This is a genomic window from Proteus terrae (assembly GCF_003144325.1).
Lineage (GTDB): Bacteria > Pseudomonadota > Gammaproteobacteria > Enterobacterales > Enterobacteriaceae > Proteus > Proteus terrae.
In genome coordinates this window covers 283,109-304,528 of record NZ_PENS01000004.1, presented here as the reverse complement: position 1 = coordinate 304,528, position 21,420 = coordinate 283,109, and the positions used below count along the sequence as shown (strand labels likewise).

19 protein-coding genes are annotated in these 21,420 nt (G+C 38.0%); 3 read left to right on the top strand and 16 right to left on the bottom strand.

Annotation, left to right across the window (positions count from 1 at the left end; translation table 11 throughout):
• Positions 1 to 422: 422 nt before the first annotated feature.
• From DK857_RS04775 to acs, 4 genes are all read right to left on the bottom strand, one after another.
• Entirely contained in the window at positions 423 to 2,006 is a 1,584-nt protein-coding gene (locus DK857_RS04775) for a phosphoethanolamine transferase (protein ID WP_109401681.1), read from the bottom strand.
• Between the two features lie 433 nt (positions 2,007 to 2,439).
• A complete protein-coding gene (locus tag DK857_RS04770; protein WP_109401680.1) occupies positions 2,440 to 4,095 on the bottom strand; it encodes a cation acetate symporter in 1,656 nt (551 codons plus the stop codon).
• Positions 4,092 to 4,403, bottom strand: coding sequence for a DUF485 domain-containing protein (locus DK857_RS04765; RefSeq protein WP_075672606.1), 312 nt, complete (start codon positions 4,401 to 4,403; stop codon positions 4,092 to 4,094). Before DK857_RS04765 ends, DK857_RS04770 begins: the two co-directional genes overlap by 4 nt.
• Before the next feature lie 159 nt (positions 4,404 to 4,562).
• Positions 4,563 to 6,521: an acetate--CoA ligase gene (gene acs, locus DK857_RS04760; RefSeq protein WP_109401679.1), complete on the bottom strand. Its 1,959-nt coding sequence runs from the start codon at positions 6,519 to 6,521 to the stop codon at positions 4,563 to 4,565.
• Between the two features lie 372 nt (positions 6,522 to 6,893).
• Between acs and sodA the strand changes: the two genes are divergently transcribed.
• Positions 6,894 to 7,517 carry a superoxide dismutase [Mn] gene (sodA, locus tag DK857_RS04755; protein WP_109395194.1) on the top strand — a complete coding sequence of 208 codons (624 nt, stop codon included), beginning with the start codon at positions 6,894 to 6,896 and terminating at the stop codon, positions 7,515 to 7,517.
• Between the two features lie 115 nt (positions 7,518 to 7,632).
• Positions 7,633 to 8,307: a 6-hydroxyaminopurine reductase gene (gene yiiM / locus DK857_RS04750; protein WP_109395195.1), complete on the top strand. Its 675-nt coding sequence runs from the start codon at positions 7,633 to 7,635 to the stop codon at positions 8,305 to 8,307.
• Between the two features lie 133 nt (positions 8,308 to 8,440).
• On the opposite strand, the gene trpS is transcribed toward yiiM, so the two are convergent.
• The 11 genes from trpS to DK857_RS04695 form a co-directional block, all read right to left on the bottom strand.
• Complete coding sequence (gene trpS, locus DK857_RS04745) at positions 8,441 to 9,469, bottom strand: tryptophan--tRNA ligase (RefSeq protein WP_075672602.1); 1,029 nt, start codon at positions 9,467 to 9,469, stop codon at positions 8,441 to 8,443.
• Position 9,470: 1 nt separating this feature from the next.
• Entirely contained in the window at positions 9,471 to 10,181 is a 711-nt protein-coding gene (locus DK857_RS04740; protein ID WP_109401678.1) for a phosphoglycolate phosphatase, read from the bottom strand.
• The gene (gene rpe / locus DK857_RS04735; protein WP_075672600.1) at positions 10,181 to 10,852 is read right to left on the bottom strand and encodes a ribulose-phosphate 3-epimerase; all 672 of its coding nucleotides are present in this window, start codon (positions 10,850 to 10,852) and stop codon (positions 10,181 to 10,183) included. Before rpe ends, DK857_RS04740 begins: the two co-directional genes overlap by 1 nt.
• 44 nt (positions 10,853 to 10,896) lie before the next feature.
• Entirely contained in the window at positions 10,897 to 11,712 is an 816-nt protein-coding gene (gene dam / locus DK857_RS04730) for an adenine-specific DNA-methyltransferase (protein ID WP_109395197.1), read from the bottom strand.
• An 82-nt stretch (positions 11,713 to 11,794) separates the two neighbouring features.
• Positions 11,795 to 12,724, bottom strand: coding sequence for an SPOR domain-containing protein (locus tag DK857_RS04725; RefSeq protein WP_109401677.1), 930 nt, complete (start codon positions 12,722 to 12,724; stop codon positions 11,795 to 11,797).
• Between the two features lie 170 nt (positions 12,725 to 12,894).
• On the bottom strand, positions 12,895 to 13,989 hold the full coding sequence (gene aroB, locus DK857_RS04720; RefSeq protein ID WP_109401676.1) for a 3-dehydroquinate synthase: 1,095 nt from the start codon (positions 13,987 to 13,989) through the stop codon (positions 12,895 to 12,897).
• 54 nt (positions 13,990 to 14,043) lie between these two features.
• Entirely contained in the window at positions 14,044 to 14,565 is a 522-nt protein-coding gene (aroK, locus tag DK857_RS04715) for a shikimate kinase AroK (protein ID WP_036914409.1), read from the bottom strand.
• Between the two features lie 580 nt (positions 14,566 to 15,145).
• Complete coding sequence (gene pilQ / locus DK857_RS04710; RefSeq protein ID WP_109401675.1) at positions 15,146 to 16,219, bottom strand: type IV pilus secretin PilQ; 1,074 nt, start codon at positions 16,217 to 16,219, stop codon at positions 15,146 to 15,148.
• Positions 16,216 to 16,746: a hypothetical protein gene (locus DK857_RS04705; protein ID WP_109401674.1), complete on the bottom strand. Its 531-nt coding sequence runs from the start codon at positions 16,744 to 16,746 to the stop codon at positions 16,216 to 16,218. Before DK857_RS04705 ends, pilQ begins: the two co-directional genes overlap by 4 nt.
• Positions 16,743 to 17,318 (bottom strand): fimbrial assembly protein, encoded by a 576-nt coding sequence (locus DK857_RS04700; RefSeq protein WP_109401673.1) that lies wholly within the window; start codon positions 17,316 to 17,318, stop codon positions 16,743 to 16,745. Before DK857_RS04700 ends, DK857_RS04705 begins: the two co-directional genes overlap by 4 nt.
• Positions 17,306 to 18,130 carry a type IV pilus biogenesis protein PilM gene (locus DK857_RS04695; RefSeq protein ID WP_109401672.1) on the bottom strand — a complete coding sequence of 275 codons (825 nt, stop codon included), beginning with the start codon at positions 18,128 to 18,130 and terminating at the stop codon, positions 17,306 to 17,308. Before DK857_RS04695 ends, DK857_RS04700 begins: the two co-directional genes overlap by 13 nt.
• Positions 18,131 to 18,245: 115 nt before the next feature.
• Between DK857_RS04695 and mrcA the strand changes: the two genes are divergently transcribed.
• Positions 18,246 to 20,780: a peptidoglycan glycosyltransferase/peptidoglycan DD-transpeptidase MrcA gene (gene mrcA / locus DK857_RS04690; RefSeq protein WP_109401671.1), complete on the top strand. Its 2,535-nt coding sequence runs from the start codon at positions 18,246 to 18,248 to the stop codon at positions 20,778 to 20,780.
• Positions 20,781 to 20,826: 46 nt separating this feature from the next.
• Here the strand turns inward: mrcA and nudE are convergent, their stop codons facing one another.
• The gene (gene nudE / locus DK857_RS04685) at positions 20,827 to 21,378 is read right to left on the bottom strand and encodes an ADP compounds hydrolase NudE (RefSeq protein ID WP_109401670.1); all 552 of its coding nucleotides are present in this window, start codon (positions 21,376 to 21,378) and stop codon (positions 20,827 to 20,829) included.
• Positions 21,379 to 21,420 lie beyond the last annotated feature (42 nt).

Sequence of the window (21,420 nt, the reverse complement as noted above, 5' to 3'; positions counted from 1 at the left end):
ACATCTATATCGTAACGGAAAGGTGTTTTTCTTGGTATAACCCTTGAACGCCACCTGCAAAGCAGGTGGTTTTATGTTTAAGACGCTAGCGCGACTTAAACTGGCTAAAGCCATAATAAGACGAAAAAGCCAACCCAATGGGTTGGCTTTTTTGCGTTTGTAGGTTTAGCTACTCCGAATAAAAAACTATTATTGTTGTTATATTCCTCAATAAAATTGCCACTTTTAACGCAATTAAACCCTATTTATGGTATTTCATTGGCGTGGTTATCCTCTTCTAACATCACTTAATTTGATACCTAGCATTCTGCTATTTTCAACTCTTGTCATCTCAGATAGATCTTATTAAATAAATAATGAGAATATAAATACACTTTTCATTATTAAGTGTATTTCGTATTTAGATATTTTTGACGAGAATATTATTGTGGTGTCTGCTCTTCTGAACTTAATACATCATAGTTTAAGAGATTTTTATTCCCATCAATAACCGTTATTTGTGATTTAGGCTGATAGCATTCATTTAATGGTGAATGGCACTTTTGGGGTGAATTATGTTCTATCCCAAGCCAACTACTTAACAGCCAATAGTTATTTACCGTTGAATAAGGTTTATTCACTACATCATCATTAATAATAGGTTTAATAGATGATGGGCTATACCAAATAAATAGCGGTATATCATAAGCTTCTTTTCGTGGTGTATTTACGCCATGATGATAACGAACCTCTCTATTTTTATCGAGACGCTGTAAAGCGTGATCTGCAAAGTAGAGAATAGAAGCTGGCTTGTCTTTGACTCTCTCAATAATGTCATTAATTAATTTATCTGTATAAGCGATAGAGCTGTCATAGCAGTTATCATCATCTTCTTGCGTGAATTTCTTTAAATATTGATTTGGAAACCGATTACAGGCTGGTTCATGGCTACCATATGTATGTAAGATAATTAGTTTTTTCTGTGTAGAAGGTTCATTGAGAGCCTGATCTAAATAAGGAAGTAGTTCTTCATCATAACCGATAAACTCATTCCACTTTTTATTTTGAGCCATATTAGCAATGACAGAAATAACACTGGTTTTTTGATTACCTTTACCTTGGTTACTTAGCCAATATGTTTTAAATCCGGCGTGATTCGCGAGAGAAACAATATTATCAGCATAATGATTTTTATCTTGTAACTGCTCCAATCTTATATTTGAGAGTGAAATGGGCACAGAAAGAATAGTTACTGGTGCTGGGGAATAAACTTGATTGAATAGGATAAGATTACTCTTTTCTTTCATCAAATTAGGCGTTGTATCGTACTGATAGCCATAAATTCCTAGATGATCTCTGCGAACTGATTCCCCAAGAATAAGAATATAAACTTCTGTATTATCATTACTTTTATTATATTGATACTCTACTTTCTGAGTAGCAATTTTTCTAATTTGGCGATTTTCATGGAAGGTTCGGACAAGCGCTGCAGCATTATAAAAAGGGGTATTTAAAAGAGCATATTCTGCAAGTAATTTACTTTTGTTATCGTTTCTTAATGCTAAGTTTTTATATATTGGAATAATGGCGATTAATATAACAAATACAATCACACTTTTTTTTGCTGTTTTTAGATCAGAGACTCGAGCCGTTTTATGGATGAGAAAATAGTAAATGGCAAAAGCACATAGGTAAAATAAGACATAGTACTTATTATAAGAGAGCATACCAACAGTTTCACTACCGTTAGTATTAATAAAAGTTTCAGCAATAGATGATGAAAAAGCAATATCGTGTTCACGATAAAAAAACAGAGAAATAGAAAGGTTTAAAGCCCATAATGCACTAATAATAAAGGTTATTATTTTTCCAAAAACAGAACGATAAATGCCACTACACATCAGCATAAGTAGCCAACCAATAAGAACAATATAGATTTTTTGTTCTATATACAGCGTTGAACCACCCAATATTGCTGGTGCTATAGATAAGAAAAATAAAAGTGCGTAATGAGTTAACGGAGACATAATCTATTTAAAAACTACCACCTCTTCTTATGTAGAATAAAAAGTTAACCATTTACTTTTTGACAATACAAGCCTTGTTTGGCTGAAGTGTGTCTGAAATTGTTATTATTATGGTTATTCCTCACTATTTTGGGCTTTTTGAGTTTATTAATATGTGATATAGCAAATAAATTGTGTTTATTTTTATTTGTAATTAATTGATTTTAAATTAATTTATCTTCCTATTTATAATAATGGAATAACTAATAATAAGTTATTTAAACAATCGTATAGATATGTAGTTGAAGCTTAAATTTATTCTAAATAAGTAAATGATAGAAATATAATCGAGATTCTTATGATAATTGATAAAAATGTTGAAAATGAATAACCCCAAAGTTGAAAATCACTTCGGGGTTACTTTTATTTAGAAAGATAACATTATTTTAGGTTGTTAGTGTTGTTTACCTTGTTCAATGCCTAAGCCAATTTGAGAACGAATAAATTGTACTTGGAATTTTGCTTTCTCTTGTTCACCTAAAGATGATTTATCTGTAATAGAGAAAAGCCACGAGACAACAAAAGCAATAATTATTGAGAATAATGCTGGATATTCATAAGGATAAATAGGTTTTTCATGGCCTAAAATACTTACCCAAATTGTTGGTCCTAAAATCATCAACGTGACTGCAACTAATAGACCAGACCATCCTCCCGCGACAGCACCTCGCGTTGTAAGTCCTTTCCAATACATAGATAACAATATGATTGGGAAGTTACAGCTTGCCGCAATAGAGAAAGCTAATCCCACCATAAAGGCAATATTTTGCTTTTCAAATAAAATACCTAAACCAATAGCGACGACACCTAAGATAACTACAGTAATTTTAGATACTTTTAGTTCTTGTCTTTCATCCGCATGACCATTTTTAATTACATTGGCGTAGAGATCATGTGATACGGCAGATGCACCCGCCAAAGTTAGTCCTGCTACAACGGCTAAAATAGTGGCGAAGGCAACAGCTGAGATAAAGCCTAAGAAGAAATTACCTCCAACAGCATCTGCTAAGTGAACAGCCGCCATATTGGTTCCACCAATTAAAGCACCAGCGGCATCTTTGAACACAGGATTAGGGCTAACGAGTAAGATAGCGCCGAAACCAATAATAAAAGTAAGGATATAGAAATAACCGATAAAACCTGTTGCATAGAAAACACTCTTACGGGCTTCTTTTGCATCGCTAACAGTAAAGAAGCGCATGATGATATGAGGAAGTCCCGCGGTACCAAACATAAGTGCAAGACCTAAAGATAGAGCAGATATAGGATCAGAAACCAAACCACCTGGGCTCATGATAGAGAACCCTTTTGAGTGCACACTAACGGCTTCTTTAAATAAGGTGTTGAAATTAAAATCGACGGCTTTCATAACCATAACAGCCATAAAACTAGCACCTGCAAGTAATAAAATAGCTTTAATGATTTGAACCCATGTGGTGGCTAGCATGCCACCGAATAAAACATATAGCACCATTAGAATACCGACTAGCACAACAGCAATATGGTAATTTAAGCCGAAAAGGAGTTCGATTAATTTTCCAGCACCTACCATTTGTGCAATTAGATAAAGTGCAACAACAACCAGTGATCCAACAGCTGAGAGTGTTCTAACAGGTTTTGGGCTTAAACGGTAGGAGACAACATCAGCAAAGGTATAACGCCCTAAATTACGTAAGCGCTCAGCAATGATAAAAAGAATGATAGGCCAACCAATCAGAAATCCAATTGAATAGATAAGTCCATCATAACCAGAGGTATAAACTAGTGCGGAGATCCCTAAGAAGGAGGCAGCAGACATAAAGTCACCTGCGATCGCCATACCGTTTTGAAAGCCAGTAATTTTCCCTCCAGCAGTATAGTAATCAGCACGAGAGCGGGTGCGTTTAGATGCCCAATAAGTGATGTAAAGCGTTAATCCTACGAATATTAGGAACATTATAATGGCCTGAATATTCATAGGTTGTTTCTCTCCTCCTTCTGTTATTGCGCTAGCATAAGCAACCGTTGAGGAGAGGAAAAATAAGCTTATTGCATAGAGTAACTTTCTCATTTTTCTACCTCTTCAATAATTTCAGCGGTAAGTTTGTCGAACTCTGTATTGGCTTTAATAACGTAAACGCCTGTTAATAGAAATGAGGCGATGATTAAGCCCATACCAATAGGAATACCTCGTGTAATGTAGCTTCCTTCATACAGCGGCGTACCTAACCATTGTGGATAGAACGCAATAAGTAAGATAAATGAGACATACATAACGAGCGTAATAATCGAAAGTGTCCATGAAAAACGACTACGTTTTTTAACCAGTTCTTTAAAGCGAGGGTTATTTTCTATCTCTTGATAAATATTGGCATTCATCAGAGTTCTCCTCTATATAATTGTTTGGTTTATCACTTGATTTAGAGGTTTCAATCCCCCGCATTTCATGATTTTTAGGTAAGAGAGCTCAGCAAAGGCATTTTCATGCCTTTGCTTTGTCGTATTACGTTTTTTTAAATGACAGCTATTTGTTGTGTATTAAGCAGTAAGTGATAGAGACTGTTTTTCTTCTAACAGTTTCTCTACAACACCCGGATCGGCGAGTGTTGAGGTATCCCCGAGGTTAGTTGTGTCGCCAGAGGCAATCTTGCGCAAGATACGGCGCATAATTTTCCCTGAACGTGTTTTAGGTAAGGAATCTGTCCAATGTAGGATATCAGGTGTGGCTATTGGTCCAATTTCTTTACGTACCCAGTTGCGAACTTCAGTGTAAAGTTCAGGTGTTGGTTCTTCACCGTGATTTAAAGTGACATAAGCATAAATAGCTTGCCCTTTAATATTGTGAGGAATACCAACTACTGCGGCTTCCGCAATCTTAGGATGTGCAACAAGAGCGGATTCAATCTCTGCTGTTCCTAAACGGTGACCTGAAATATTCAAGACATCATCAACTCGCCCTGTTATCCAATAGTCACCATCTTCATCGCGACGAGCACCGTCACCAGAGAAATACATACCTTTAAAGGTTGAGAAGTAAGTTTGTTCAAAACGATCATGATCACCAAAAAGTGTTCTTGCTTGACCAGGCCAAGAATCAGTAATCACTAAGTTGCCTTCACAAGCCCCTTGCTGTACTTCTCCCATATTATCGACTATTGCTGGCTGAACGCCGAAGAAAGGACGCGTTGCTGAACCTGGTTTTAGATCCATTGCACCTGGTAATGGGGTTATCATGAAACCACCGGTTTCTGTTTGCCACCATGTATCAACAATAGGACACTGGCTACGCCCCATCTTTTGATAGAACCATTCCCATGCTTCTGGGTTAATAGGTTCACCTACAGAGCCTAGAATACGCAGAGAGGTGCGTTGAGTGCCTTCAATCGCCTTATCACCTTCAGCCATTAATGCACGGATTGCGGTAGGTGCAGTATATAAAATATTGATTTGGTGCTTATCAACGACCTGAGCCATACGGTTAACTGATGGATAATTAGGAACACCTTCAAACATAACAGTAGTAGCACCATTTGAAAGAGGGCCATACAGTAAGTAGCTGTGTCCTGTTACCCAACCTACGTCAGCGGTGCACCAATAAATATCGCCTTCGTGATAATCAAAGGTGTATTTAAAGGTCATTGAAGCATAAACGAGATAGCCTCCTGTTGTGTGCAGTACACCTTTAGGTTTACCTGTTGAGCCGGAGGTATACAGAATGAAGAGTGGATCTTCTGCATCCATAACTTCAACATCACATTCTGTGCTGACATCTTGAATGATTTCATCCCACCAAACATCACGTCCTTCAATCCATTGTTCGGTATGTCCTGTTCGACGAAATACCACTACATGATTAATAGGAGGGATATCAGCGTGATTTAAAGCATCATCAACATTTTTCTTTAAAGGGATGGCGCGGCCCGCACGCAATCCTTCATCAGCAGTGATCACTAATTTAGCTTTTGAATCAATGATCCTACCAGCTACAGCTTCAGGAGAGAAACCGCCAAAAATAACAGAATGGATAGCTCCAATACGAGTACAAGCGAGCATAGCAATCGCAGCTTCTGGCACCATTGGCATATAAATCGCCACAACATCGCTTTTTTTAATACCTAAGTTTTTTAATACATTAGCGAATTGGCAAACATCTTGATGGAGTTGTTTGTAAGTGATTTTTTTCGATTCATTAGGTGAGTCACCTTCCCAAATCATGGCGACTTGATCTCCTCGTGTTTTAAGGTGGCGATCAAGACAGTTTTGACTGATATTTAGCTGACCATCTTCAAACCAGCGAATGCGTACATGGCCTGGGTCAAAAGAAGTATTCTTTACCACGGTATATGGTTTTATCCAGTCAATGATTTTCCCTTTATCTGCCCAAAAGGCCTCAGGGTTTTTGATGGATAATTCATAATCTTTTTGGTATTGCTCTTTATTGATCAGGGCATGTTCTGCAATGCTTGCAGGAATATGATGTTGGTTTATTTTTGTCATAATAGTTCTCCTCACTATTGTTAATACTATGTCAAAAAGTCGTTAACAAAAGAGGGCAAATAAAGATTGTTTCTTTTTTGCGCAGAAGATCACGAATTAATGGAAATGCTTTTCATGGAATGTTCAATTAGTGCTAAAGCGAGCAGAGCATTATTTATCTATTATTTTCTTGTTTAATAGGATTATCATTTAATAGAACGCTTTTAAATTAAAATAATATACTGTGAAAATTAATTAAACCGTGCTGGATAAAAAAACCACAAAAATAATATGGATATGATAATGATTTTCATTAACGTTTTTTTCACTATAATGAAATGAAAAGATAAATCACATGGTGTGATCCAAGATAAAACAGCACTGGAGATTAATATGAGCTATACATTACCTGCACTGCCTTATGCTTATGATGCATTAGAGCCTCACTTTGATGAGCGTACAATGGAAATTCATCATACTAAGCACCATCAAACTTATGTTAATAATACCAATACAGCATTAGAAAAATTGCCTGAGCTTGCTGGCTTAGAAATTGATGAGTTAGTTAAAAATCTTCATAAAGTCCCTGCTGATCAACGTACTTTTCTACGTAATAATGCTGGTGGTCACTCTAACCACTCATTATTCTGGAAAGGTCTGAAGCTAGGTACTCAATTACAAGGCTCGCTAAAAGACGCGATTGAACGTGATTTTGGTAGTGTTGATGCCTTTAAAGAGTTATTTGAAAAAGCTGCGGCTAGCCGTTTCGGTTCTGGTTGGGCTTGGCTAGTATTAAAAGACGATGGCAAACTTTCGGTTGTTTCTACTGCGAACCAAGATAGCCCATTAATGGGTGAAGAGTTAGCTGGCGCATCTGGTTACCCAATTGTAGGGTTAGATGTGTGGGAGCATGCTTACTACTTAAAATATCAAAATCGTCGCCCTGATTATATTAAAGCGTTCTGGTCAGTGGTTAACTGGGATGAAGCGCAAAAGCGTTTTCAGAGCAAAGCATAATTGAGTTAATAACTTCCTTTCTCTTTTATATTTTCAATGCCGACAAATGTTGGCATTGTTTCTTTTGAACACTATCTTTACTATGAGTTATTCTTTTCTGTTTAGGTAGTGAGCTATGCGTTATTTTCCTAGTGTTTTTATCGGTAATATCACAACAACATCTAATGGATTTACTAGTGCGATCACCAAAAGGTTGGTGGATGGTCATATCAAATTAACATCACTAGGATTAGAAGGTGATGAGCAAGCAGAAAAGAGTTTTCACGGTGGTCCTGATCGTGCACTTTGTCACTATCCTAAAGAGCATTATCTTTATTGGGCTGAGCAATTCCCACAATTGACAGATTTTTTTCATGCCCCTGCATTTGGTGAAAATATCTCAACAACAGGTATGACAGAAGAGAATGTTTTTATTGGTGATATTTATCAGTGGGGAACAGCATTAATTCAAGTTACTCAACCTCGCTCTCCTTGCTACAAACTTAACACTGTGACAGAAGTCAGTAACTTTTCGCAAATTATGCAAGATAGTGGTTATTGTGGCTGGTTATATCGTGTTGTGAGTACAGGTGAAACAGGCAGTCATCATCCTCTTGTCTTGGTTTCAAGAAACAGCGATGTCTCTGTTAAAGAAGCGATTTCGATTGCTTTTCATATGCCATTCGATGAAGAGCTTTATCATCGTCTATTAAGTGTCGCAGGATTATCAGCAAGTTGGAGCAAGACTATGCAATTAAGACTGCAAAATCAAACCATTGAGAGTTTTAATCGACGGTTATTTAAAGAGTAAATAGTTAACTTGTTGATAATTAATATTATTATTAATAAAAATTAGCTTGTAGTATTAAGAACCCAATAATTCCTCTTTACTAAAAAACACCTCCCTAAAAATAGGCGAGGTGTTTTTATGTATTAATGAAAAATTACGGATGTGCAATAAATCCGATCGCGTCATAAACCTTGTCCAAGGTTGCTTGAGCGCGAGCTTTGGCTTTATCAGCACCTTCTTTCATGATTTTATTGAGCAGTGCTTCATCATTACGGAAAGTGTTAAAACGTTCTTGAATGTTGGTTAGCATTTCAGATACTGCATCAGCGACAGCACCTTTTAGATGACCGTACATTTGGCCTTCAAATTCAGCTTCTAATTCAGGGATCGTTTTACCTGTAACACCCGCTAAAATATCGAGTAAGTTAGAGACACCTGCTTTGTTTTCAAGATCGTAAATAACACGAGGTGGCTCTTCTGAGTCTGTCATTGCACGTTTGATCTTTTTAGCCGCTGCTTTTGGATCTTCTAGCAATGCGATAACGTTATTACGGTTATCATCAGATTTAGACATTTTTTTAGTCGGATCTTGTAATGCCATTACACGAGCACCGCCTTTTGGAATAAAAGGATCTGGTACGGTGAAGATATCGCCATAAATAGCGTTAAAGCGCTGAGCAATATCACGGCTTAATTCAAGATGTTGTTTTTGGTCGATACCAACAGGCACTTGGTTTGTTTGATAAATCAGAATATCCGCTGCCATTAATACAGGATAATCGAATAACCCTGCGTTAATATTTTCAGAGTGACGTGCTGATTTATCTTTAAATTGAGTCATTCGGCTCAATTCACCAAAATAGGTATAGCAGTTAAGTGCCCAGCTTAATTGTGCATGTTGTGGAACATGTGACTGAACAAAAATAGTGCTTTTTTCTGGATCAATACCACAAGCAAGATACAGAGCCAGTGTATCTAAGGTTCTTTTTCTTAACTCTTTAGGATCTTGGCGCACTGTAATAGCGTGTTGGTCAACGATACAGTAAATGCAATCATAGTCATCTTGCATTTGTACCCATTGACGTAGTGCACCCATATAGTTTCCGATAGTTAATTCACCAGAAGGTTGTGCACCACTGAATACAATTGGCTTTTGTGCCGTTTTTTCTACTGAAGTCGTCATTTTAATTCTGTTCCACAGTTGTCATTGGCGTGATATCGAGGATAGAGAGCAAGTCAGCAAAATTATCGAGAGTAAAATCAGGTTTGCTGTCTGCAATAGGTACGCCGTAGTTATAGCCGTAGGTTAAACCTACGCAAGGGCATTCAGCCGCTTGTGCTGCAATAATATCGTTGCGAGAATCCCCAACAAAAAGGAGTTCTTCCTTTTTAACACCAAACGTGCCCATTGTTAAATATAATGGTGCTGGATGCGGTTTTTTTTCTTTCACATCATCGCCACCTAACACTAAGGAAAAATATTTTTCAATTTCCAGTTGTTGTAGTAATGGTGCAATAAATGGTGTTGGTTTGTTTGTCACGATACCCAGAGGAATATTGTGTGAAGCTAATACTTCAAGGGTTTCTTTAACGTGAGGGAATAAATCACTACCCGTTTTGACTGAGGTTGCATAATGTTCATCAAAAAGATCACGCATCTCTTTTAATAAGGTATCAGTCACATCTTCAACACCCGCATTGTGCAAAGCGCGTGTCAGTAGCATATCCACGCCATTCCCAACCCAAATAGTAACATTATGTTTGCCAGCAGGCGGGAAGCCTTTTGCTTTTAATGCATAGTCTGTTGCTTCTGTAAGACCAACAGCGCTGTCGGTGAGAGTGCCATCAAGATCAAAGGCGATAGCACGGATACCTTTGAGTTTTTTATCTGTCATTACGATACCTTTTCTAATTCACGGCGCATATTGTCGATAACATGCTTATAGTCTGGCTGATTGAAAATAGCAGAGCCTGCAACAAACATATCAGCGCCAGCTTGCGCTATTTCAGCAATATTATCGACTTTGACACCGCCATCAATTTCTAAACGAATGTCATAACCACCATCATCAATCATCTTACGAACTTGGCGTAATTTATCGAGGGTATTAGGAATAAATGATTGCCCACCAAAGCCTGGGTTAACAGACATCAGCAGAATAAGATCCAATTTATCCATAACATAGTCGAGATAGTTTAATGGGGTTGCTGGATTAAGCACTAAGCCTGCTTTACAACCACAATCTTTGATTAATTGAATAGTACGATCGACGTGGTCACTGGCTTCAGCGTGAAATGAGATATAAGTTGCGCCCGCTTTTGCAAAATCGGGGATGATACGGTCAACGGGTTTAACCATTAGATGAACATCAATAGGTGCTGTAATACCGTAGTTACGCAGAGCCTTACAAATTGGCGCACCAAATGTCAGATTAGGAACATAGTGGTTATCCATAACATCGAAGTGGACAACATCTGCACCTGCTGCGAGCACTTTTTCAGTATCTTCACCAAGGCGAGCAAAATCAGCGGATAAAATAGAAGGGGCAATCAGAAAATCTTTCATCGCATTCTCCAGACAACACTCCCATTGTCGGGAGGTGTTAACGATTATTTATATAAGGCAAGTAATTCGTTCACTTTGCTACGACCGAGTGTGTTGCTACTGATTGTTCTTCTGACTTTCACACTGTGTAGCTCTTTTGCGTCTACATACCACTCTTTTGTTAACGCAGTCTCATGATTTGATATTAACACGGGTATCTGTCTCTCGTAAGCCAGCATTGAGGCAAGTTGAGCCAGATGTTCCTGCTCTTGAAAACTAAAGCTATTTGTATGGTATGACGTAAAATTTGCAGTCTGTGATAATGGTGCATAAGGTGGATCGCAATAAACGACAGCGCCTTTTTCTGCATTTGTCATAGTTGATGAATAGCTTTGGCAAACAAATTCGGCTTTTTGGGCTTTTTCAGAAAACCAGATTAGCTCTGCTTCAGGAAAATAAGGTTTTTTATAACGACCAAAAGGGACGTTGTATTCGCCTTTTGAATTATAACGACACAGCCCATTGTAGCAATGACGGTTAAGATAGAGAAATAACACACTACGCTGATAAGCGTCCGTTGAACGATTAAATTCTTGTCGTAGTTGATAAAACTCTTCTGCGATATTCATTTGAGGGGTAAATAATAAGCGGGCATCCTTCATAAATTTTTCAGGATGTTGCTTTACCGTATTATAGAGATGAATTAGATCACTATTTATATCGGCAAGAATATATGAATCGTATTCTGTATTCAAAAAAACAGAACCGGCACCCATAAAAGGTTCAATTAAACAATTACCCTCAGGCAGATGACGTTTAATGTCATCTACCAAAGGATATTTACCACCAGCCCATTTTAGGAATGCGCGTTTTTTTTTCATGCCGTCCAAATTTCTCAATCGTTTCAGAGTCGCCGATTGTACTCTGTTTCAGACAGCATATCAGCGGTGAACTTCGTCTTAATTATTTTTTTAGATCCTGATGAACATGTTTCATCGGTCTAACCCAAGGTTGTTTCGCTTGTACCGGTGCAGGTAATGAAGAAACTGCCTGTTTAGCTTCGCTTATATTACGATAGTTACCATAGATGAGTACATACCAAGGGTTGCCATTACGCTGAGTTTTATAGATAGCGTAGTTTCCATTGAGGTTCTTTTTAGCGAAAGCCTCTAAGGTATCTTGGCGACTTGCACCACTTAATTGTAACGTATAGTTAGTGGCAGGGATCGCATTTAAATTACCTGCTGATAATGAACCTGAAACAACAGGTTTAGTCGTTGTAGGTTTAGGTTGTGTTGTTGCTGGTGGTGTCACTGGTTTTGCCGGTGGTGTTTTTACTTCAGCCGGTTTTTGTACGGGTTTGGTGACAGGAGGTTGTGTAACAGGCTGTACCGGTTTGGGTTGTTGAGCATTTAACTGCTGACTAGTTGCTTGATTAATACCCGCTTGTTGTTGATTTAATGAATCAACAATATCTCCAGGGATCTCTACTCGTTGACCTTGCGAATCAATCATTGGAGGTAAATTTTGTGAAGGTGGTGTCGCAGGTTGTATATCTTGCCCAGAAATAGATTGAGGTGTTGATGGTTGACCATTTTCTGAAGGCGTAACGGATGACGGTTGCTGAGACAGATCGATATTTCTTTCTGTATTGGCCGGAGAGGTAGGCTCAGTTGTTTCTGGTGATTTTAATGCTGAACTTATTGCGATAATTAGCAGAATAAGGACTAAAACACCTACACCAATCATCATCTGTTGACGGGATACAGAGAATCGTGCGTTTTTTAATGGATTGCTACGAGGTCGGTTGGTTCGACGTTCAGGTCTATCCGATGTATCAGGTTTGAGTGAATTATCACCCTTGGTTTCATTGTCAGGTTTGAACTCGTCCATTATGCCCTCCGTCAGAGCGTCAAAAAGCGAAAAATATTCTATTCAGCCTTAGCCATTACCTCATAGTATAAGGATGAAACGCTTTTTCTGAAACGTTGCATTTGACAATATTAACCAGAATTTTCCTTAAATGAATATTCTGGTTTATTTCTTGTCAGGTAATGGGGAGCTTAATTTGCATTAATGCAAGATGTTATCGCTTTGTGGACTTGTTCGCGAGTAATATCGGCACGCAATTCAGATTGGCCAATACCTTTTGGTAAAACAAGGTGTAATTTGCCGCCAGATACCTTTTTATCTCTCATCATATGAGGTAAATAGTCATCAGGTGTCATTTCAATAGGGCCATTGACGGGGAGATTGGCTTTCTCAAGCAATTGAATAACACGTTGAGTCTCTTCTTCCGTGAATTGACCAAGCGCTTGAGATGTTCTTGCCGCCATTACCATACCTGCGGCAACGGCTTCACCATGCAACCAAACACCATATCCCATATGAGCTTCAATGGCGTGTCCATAAGTATGGCCAAGGTTGAGTAGTGCGCGTAAACCACTTGTTTCTTTTTCATCAGCAGCAACGACATCAGCTTTTAATTCACAGCAACGACGGATACAAAATGCCATGGCTTTAGGATCAAGAGCTAAGAGTTTATCAATATTATTTTCAAGCCAGATAAAAAAGTCTTTATCTAAAATGATGCCATATTTAATAACTTCAGCTAAACCCGATGAAAGTTCACGAGGCGGTAATGTGGCAAGACAATCGAGATCGATAACAACAGAAGCGGGCTGATAAAACGCACCAATCATGTTTTTGCCAAGAGGGTGATTAACTGCAGTTTTTCCACCAACAGAAGAGTCGACTTGTGACAATAGTGTGGTTGGTACTTGGATAAAGCGAACACCGCGTTGATAGCTTGCTGCGGCAAAACCCGTTAGATCCCCAATAACACCACCGCCTAATGCGATAAGTGTTGTATCTCGATTGTGATTTTTTTCTAATAATGCAGTAAAGACATCATTCATGATCTCAAGCGATTTATATTGTTCACCGTCAGGTAAAATCACGCTATCAACCAAAACACCCTGTTTTTTTAAGGTGTCTGTTACCTTTTCTAAATAGAGTGGAGCAAGCGTCACGTTTGTGACTATCATAACTTGCTGCCCTGATTTTAAAGGTAAAAAGGTATCTTTTTGATGAAAAAGGCCAGAAGCAATGGTAATGGGATAGCTTCTTTCACCTAATGTGACAGTGATTTTTTCCATAACAGTGGCCTTCTTCTTATTGTCTTTACTTAACCTTATAAATAGCTGAATTTATTAGTTTTGTTCTAATAATTCAATTATTTGATTGGCTACAATTTTTGCACTCTGATCATCAGTATGAATAGTGATGTCAGCAATCTCTTCATAAAGAGGATTACGTTCTTCAGCTAATGTCTCTAGGACATCGCGCACAGGTTCAACACCTTGCAATAAAGGACGTTTTTTATCACGTTGGGTACGAGCGAGTTGTTTTTCAATATTGGTTTCTAAATAAACAACCACACCACGTGCAGATAGTCTGTTACGGGTTTCTCGCGATTTCACCGAACCACCACCTGTTGCAAGTACAATGCCTTGTTTTTCAGTAAGTTCGTTGATTATTTTCTCTTCTCGTTGACGGAAGCCTTCTTCGCCTTCAACATCAAATACCCAACCTACATCCGCACCTGTACGCCGCTCAATTTCCTGATCGGAATCATAAAACTCCATACTAAGTTGTTGAGCTAACTGACGACCAATAGTGCTTTTGCCGGCACCCATAGGCCCAACCAGAAAGATATTACGTTTCTCTGCCATGTTTTTGGTATTACTAAGATATTCGTTAATGATAACCCGCCCCGCCAAATTCATTCAGCGACGGGACCTAAACTGAAATTTATGAGTGTTTATCTAATGCACACCTGATAACATTTGTTATCTACTCTCACAATAAGACTGAGTTCTTTCAGTAGATCGCTATAAAATAACCACATGCTGTCATAAGCGACAACATAGGATAAAAATCCCTTTGCCCACAGTACATAACAAAAACTACTAAAAAAAGTAATTATCTTTGTTGGCAACGCAGAGATTCTAACACAATTTAGTCGGAAAACCGCATCTGATAATATTGTCTTTTTCGTCATCAATCGATCAATATTACATATAAAAAACCCTACCTCCAAGAATAGAGGAAGTGCATAAAATGTATCCGTATTTTTATTGTGATGTTTCAGGCCCACTCAAATTAGCTAACCCTTGTAAGCTAAATCGTCCTCATCGTCAAATCTATAAATACTGATTATAAGAAAAAACAATGAATAACTCTCAGTTTAATCCTAGTAAAAAACATATAGTGCCTTGTATTTTATGATAAAAGTATTTATTGCATAAAAAATTAGATTAATTTGGGTGTAATAAAAATAACCAATTCATGGCGACTGTGTTGATCTCTTTTATGACTAAAAAATGCCCCTAAGAATGGAATAGAGGATAAGAAAGGGATCTTTGCCGTGTGTTCTTGCTGTTTTTGTTGAAATATTCCACCTAACATAATGGTTTCTCCATCACGAATAGTTACTTCTGTGCTGATCTCTTGTTTATCGATAGATAGATGTTCACTTCCACCTTGAACAAGTGCAATACCCGGTGTGTTTTGACTAATTTTAAGTATTAATCTTATCTTTTTATTTCTTTGGATCATGGGGGTTACTTCCATACCCAAGACAGCCTCTTTAAATTGAACTCGTGTCATTTCATTATCTCGACTGACATAGGGGATCTCCGTTCCTTGTTTGATGGATGCTGTTTTTTCATGAACGGTCGTTAGCCGTGGACTTGCAATAATAGATAACTGTTTTTCTTGCTCTAACGCGCTTAATTCAAGTTCTAATAGACGCCCATTAATTCTGGCAATATTAAATGCAATATAATGAAGGGGGTTTTTGGTGTTTTGATGGAGTGATAATGCAGAAAGTGAAGGGGTTGTTGGAATAGCATTAGGTATTGTAGATGTGGCTTCGGTTTGTGTTTTTAATGCTTGTAATCCCCATTGAGTACCTAATTCATTTAAAGCATCCTGACTGCTACTCACAATATGTGCGGTGATATGAACTTGTTGTTGCGGAGTATCCCGTAATTTTAACCAATCCTCAATTTTAGACAGTGTCTTACTATTATCAACTATAGAAAGACTATTTGATTCACTATCTACAATAACACGTCCCTGCTGACTAAGTAATGGAATGGTATGATTACTTAGTTGTTCACCTAATTTCTCAGCATCAGCATAATTTAAAGAATAAAGTTGGTGATGTAATTCTTCAGGTTGTTCTGTGATTGATGTTCGCTCTTCAATAAAGGTGGATGATATTTTTTCATCATCAATATTCTCAGGAAAGAAGGGATCTCTGGTGTGAGCCCAAATGGCGGTTGTCATACATAAGATGATAATTAAAATTCCTATCTTCATGATATATCACCCTGTATTGCGCTAGGATAACTTAGCTCTGTAAGGCTCATTTTTACTGAAATTAAATGGGTTTCTATTGGAATAATATTCAGAGAAATAAGCGCTAAACTCGTTTGATTAAGGTATTCCAATAGCGCTAAAAATTGTGAGTAAGACAAAGTAAAAGTAAGTTTATATAAAGAGTTAGGCATAACTTCCCAAGTCTCCGGTATAAAGTGATAAGCCATCAGTAAGCGTTGTAATTGCTCACTAACTGGTGAGTTATTTAATGGGATGTCATAATCTATTTGCTGTGTGATCAGTGAATTAATAGAAGGCATTGTCTCTAACGTACTTTGATGGTGATTAATGCGCTTTAGCCTTTGTGCAATTTCTATATGTTGTTGGGTTATCTCTTGTTGGTAGTTTGTGTAGATAAAGAGGTAATAAAATAGAAAGGTAATAAAAGGTATAATTAAGCTCAATAAAGTGAGTTTCCACTTAGGTAAAAATGCAATAAATAACAACCATTGTGCATTTATTTTCATTGGATTCCCTCATCTTCTTCATTTTCGTACCCTCGATCTTGCTCTTCTGATTTTCCGTTTAAGTGTACTTCTGTATAAGACGGATCAGCTTTGCTTTGTTTTAAATAACTCAATGTTAAAGAGGATAAAATAGGGTGAGTTTTAAGGTTGGTAATAAAGGAGAGTGATTGTGTATTGGGGAGAGTGAGATACAGAGAGCGTTGATTATCTGCTTCATCATAGTGGTTAATCCAACCTGTTGAAGGAAGATGCGTTTCGATAGCTCGAAAGAAGCGAATGTAATGTAAATAGCGCAGCCAGTTTTGATAATAGAGTGAATAGTTTTGATAGTGTAAAAGTGTCTGCTTTCTTTGTTCTTGATATATATCGAGCTGTTTTAGTAATAAATCTTCTTGTTGTTGTGTTTGACGTTGTTGTGTCGTTATGAGTGTTCGTTTTTGTGTCAGATGGTAAGTGTAATAGCTACAAATAACGAAAGTGATTGTGACCAATGATAGCGTTTGAGAAAGCCATAACATTGCTTTCTGTCTAAATAACCGGTGGCGCCAAGGTAGGTAATTTACTTGGTACATAACACCTCTTCAGGGCGTAATGCCAAACCCAAAGCAATAAGTGGAATGAGATCTTTATTTGACGTTATTTTAAATAAGTCGTGGGAATGACAGGGCCAAATAGGCATTAACTGGCTAAAATACTCCTCATTATCACCCGTTAAGTAACAGTGCTCTAATGACCAATGATATTTTTCTATTAACTGGTCAATACATGCTTGTTGTTCTTGTTGGTTTTCATAGGCGAGAGAGCCGTAATGGGGCATGTTTTCATCAGATGATACCCAAAGTAGCATTTTGTTTTTACAGTATAAAAGTGGATCTTGAGGTGAGATATCAAGGTAAGTTGCTAAGTAGCGTAGTGCACATGCAGGGGTATCAATCGCAGTTATTGTTAAGTTTATTCGAGAAAATAAGTCAATATACTTATCTAAAATTGGTTTATGACATAGATGAATAGCGAGTTTCCCTTTATTTTGCCGATAATCAAAATTAACAGGGATTTTCGTGTTTTGTGTGTAAGATGTGGCTCGTAGTTGCGCTAACCGATAACATGCTGCTGATGTAAGGGAAATAGCATGAGGTAGTGGGATAATTTGATAATTTTCATAAATATCCGGTAGAGAAAGCGTAACATTATTAACAGAGGGTAATTTTTTACGCCAATCTATTAGGATTTTTCTTAATTTTATATCATTCAAATCGTCATTAAGAGGTAAAGGGAATTGCCAAAATGCACTGATCTTCCATTGATTATTCTGCTGAAATACCAAAACTGCATTGATATGATGAGTGTTAATTTCAATACCAATCTGGTAATTGTGTGTTTCCATAAATGATATCCATATCTATTGATGAGTAATTGCCTATTTTCAAAGTGGCGTTACCTTTATACTACGCACTGTTTGTTTATAAACCGCCCAATTCACACTACATGGGAAATTTAAGGTGAAGTTCTTAAAATATTTTTTCATCTTCGTTTTTGCTTGCATAATTTTGGGAGGAGCCTCGATATACGGTATGTATAAGTATGTTGAGCCTCAGTTACCCGATGTCGCGACATTAAAAGATGTTCGTTTACAAACCCCTATGCAGGTATTTAGTGCAGACGGAGAGTTGATCGCGCAATACGGAGAAAAACGTCGTTTACCGTTAACATTGGAGGAGATGCCTCCTCAACTTATCAATGCCTTTATTGCAACAGAAGATACACGTTTTCGTGAACACCACGGTATTGACCCTATTGGGATCACTCGTGCTGTTGTCGTGGCATTAACATCAGGACAAGCCTCTCAAGGCGCAAGTACCATCACGCAACAATTAGCTCGAAATTTCTTTTTGACACCTGAAAAGAAATTAATGCGAAAAATTAAAGAAGCCTTTTTGGCGATCCGCATTGAGAAAGAGCTTACTAAAGATGAAATTTTAGCGTTGTATCTAAATAAAATTTATCTAGGTAACCGTGCTTACGGTGTGGGTGCTGCAGCTTATGTTTACTTTGGTAAAAGTGTTCATGAGCTTAGTCTAAATGAAATGGCAGTGATTGCTGGTTTACCAAAAGCGCCATCGACACTTAACCCGCTCTATTCTTATGATCGTGCCTTAAAACGTCGTAATATTGTTTTACAGCGTATGTATGAAGAGAACTATATCACTCGTGCACAGTATGAAAGTGCAAGAGCAGAGCCGATAGTTGCTAAATACCATGCACCGCAAATTGATTTCTCTGCACCTTATCTAACAGAAATGGTGAGAATGGAGATGTATGAGCGCTATGGTGAAAATGCTTATACAGATGGCTATAAAATCTACACTACGGTTGTTCGTAAAGATCAACTAGCAGCAGAAAAAGCGTTGCGTGACAATGTTATCGACTACGATATGCGTCATGGTTACCGAGGTGCTCAAGAAGTTTTATGGAGTGAAGGGCAAACGCCATGGGATAACGAAGCTATCAACAAGAAATTAAAAGGGATCCAAACGTATGGCCCTTTAATTCCGGCTGTTGTGTTATCCGCGGATGCTAAAGAAGCTAAAGTTATCTTAAAAACGGGTGACAACATTACGCTAGATTTAAAAGCGGTTCGTTGGGCTCGTAAATTTATTTCTGATACCGCTCAAGGTGCAACACCGACAAAAGTTGATGCCGTTGTCCATGTTGGTGAGCAAATTTGGGTACGTCAAAATAACGAAAACAATTGGGTATTAGCGCAGCTTCCGGGTGTTAATGCTGCATTTGTTGCATTAGATCCAATCAATGGTGGGATTATTGCGCTTGTTGGCGGTTTTGATTTTGAGATCAGTAAATTTAACCGTGTTTCTCAATCTTTACGCCAAGTCGGTTCAAACATTAAACCTTTCTTATATGCTGCGGCGTTAGATAAAGGGTTGACGTTATCAACACTGCTTAATGATTTACCTATTAGCCGTTGGGATGCTGGGGCAGGAACAGATTGGCGCCCTAAAAATTCACCGCCAACTTACGCAGGCCCTATTCGTTTACGTCAAGGTTTAGGTCAGTCTAAAAACGTAGTGATGGTACGCGCAATGCGTGCAATGGGTGTGGATTATGCTGCTGATTATCTATTGCGTTTTGGTTTTCCTAATCAAAATATTGATAGAACAGAATCTTTAGCATTAGGATCACCATCATTTACACCAATGCAAATGGTACGAGGGTTTGCTGTTATGGCAAATGGCGGATATCTCATTGAACCTTACTATATCCAACGTATTGAAAATGCTGATGGTGAAGAACTGTTTACTGCAAAACCAAAAGTAGCTTGCCCAGATTGTACTGATATCCCTGTTATTTACGGCGATACTATGCGTTCTATTGCATTATCTGATGACTATATGGAAAACGTTGCTCAATCTCATCAGTCTCAGTCTGTCAATGTAGCTCCTGAAATTGAATTAGAACAAGCACCACTGGCTGAGACTGTAAAAGAAAGCCCTTATGCACCACATGTTATCAGTACACCTCTTGCTTATTTAATGCATGATGCATTGAGAACAAACCTTGTGGGTGAGCCGGGATGGTCTGGTACAGGTTGGCGTGCTGTTCGTGATCTTAAACGCCAAGATATTGGTGGTAAGACAGGAACAACAAACAGCTCTAAAGATGCGTGGTTCTCTGGATATGGTGCCAATATTGTTGCCACAGCTTGGATTGGCTTTGATGACAGTAGCCGCAATTTAGGTCGAACCGCTGCTAGTGGTGGTGAAGCGGGTGCTAAAACAGCGCAACCTATTTGGAACGACTTTATGAAAGTGGCTCTGGATGGAGTACCCGTTAATATGATGCCTGTACCAAAAGGTGTCGTGGCTGTTCAAATTGATAGAAGAACAGGAAAACTGGCAGGTGATGGCGCTTCAATGAAAGAATATTTTATTGATGGCACTCAACCGACAGAAAGAGCAAAAAATGAAGTGGGAACAAAGATTTTTGAGGATAATGGTGAATCTAACGAGCTATTCTAATTAATCGAAAATAAAAACCGGATGTCAAAGTCCGGTTTTTTATTATCTACTTATTTTGTAATAGATAGCGATGTGCTAAGAAGAGAGCACTGACGCTACGAGCCTCAGTGAAGTCTGGATGATCGAGTAAGTCCATCATTTTTGCGATAGGCCAACGTATTTGGAACAATGGTTCAGGTTCATCACCTTCAAGTTGCTCTGGATAAAGGTTATGTGCAATAACAATGTTCATTTTGCTAGAAAAGTAAGATGGCGCCATAGAAAGCTTTGCAAGCTCTATTAATGAGTGAGCACCATAGCCAATTTCTTCTTTTAGTTCGCGGTTCGCGGCTTGTAGGGCATTTTCACCAGGATCAATAGCGCCTTTGGGAAAACCAAAATCATAATTTTCGATACCTACGGCGTATTCGCGAATAAGAATAAGATTGTCATCAATAATAGGAACAATCATAACGGCTTCACGATTAGCAGGTTTCATTCGCTCATAAGTACGCTTTTCTCCGTTACTAAACTCCAGATTAACGGATTGGATCTGAAATAATCGAGAACGGGCGATGTTATCAACGTTTAATATATTGGGTTTTTTTAGTTTTTTCATAACAGCCCCTGGCAGAATAGAGATTAACCTGAATTTAACACA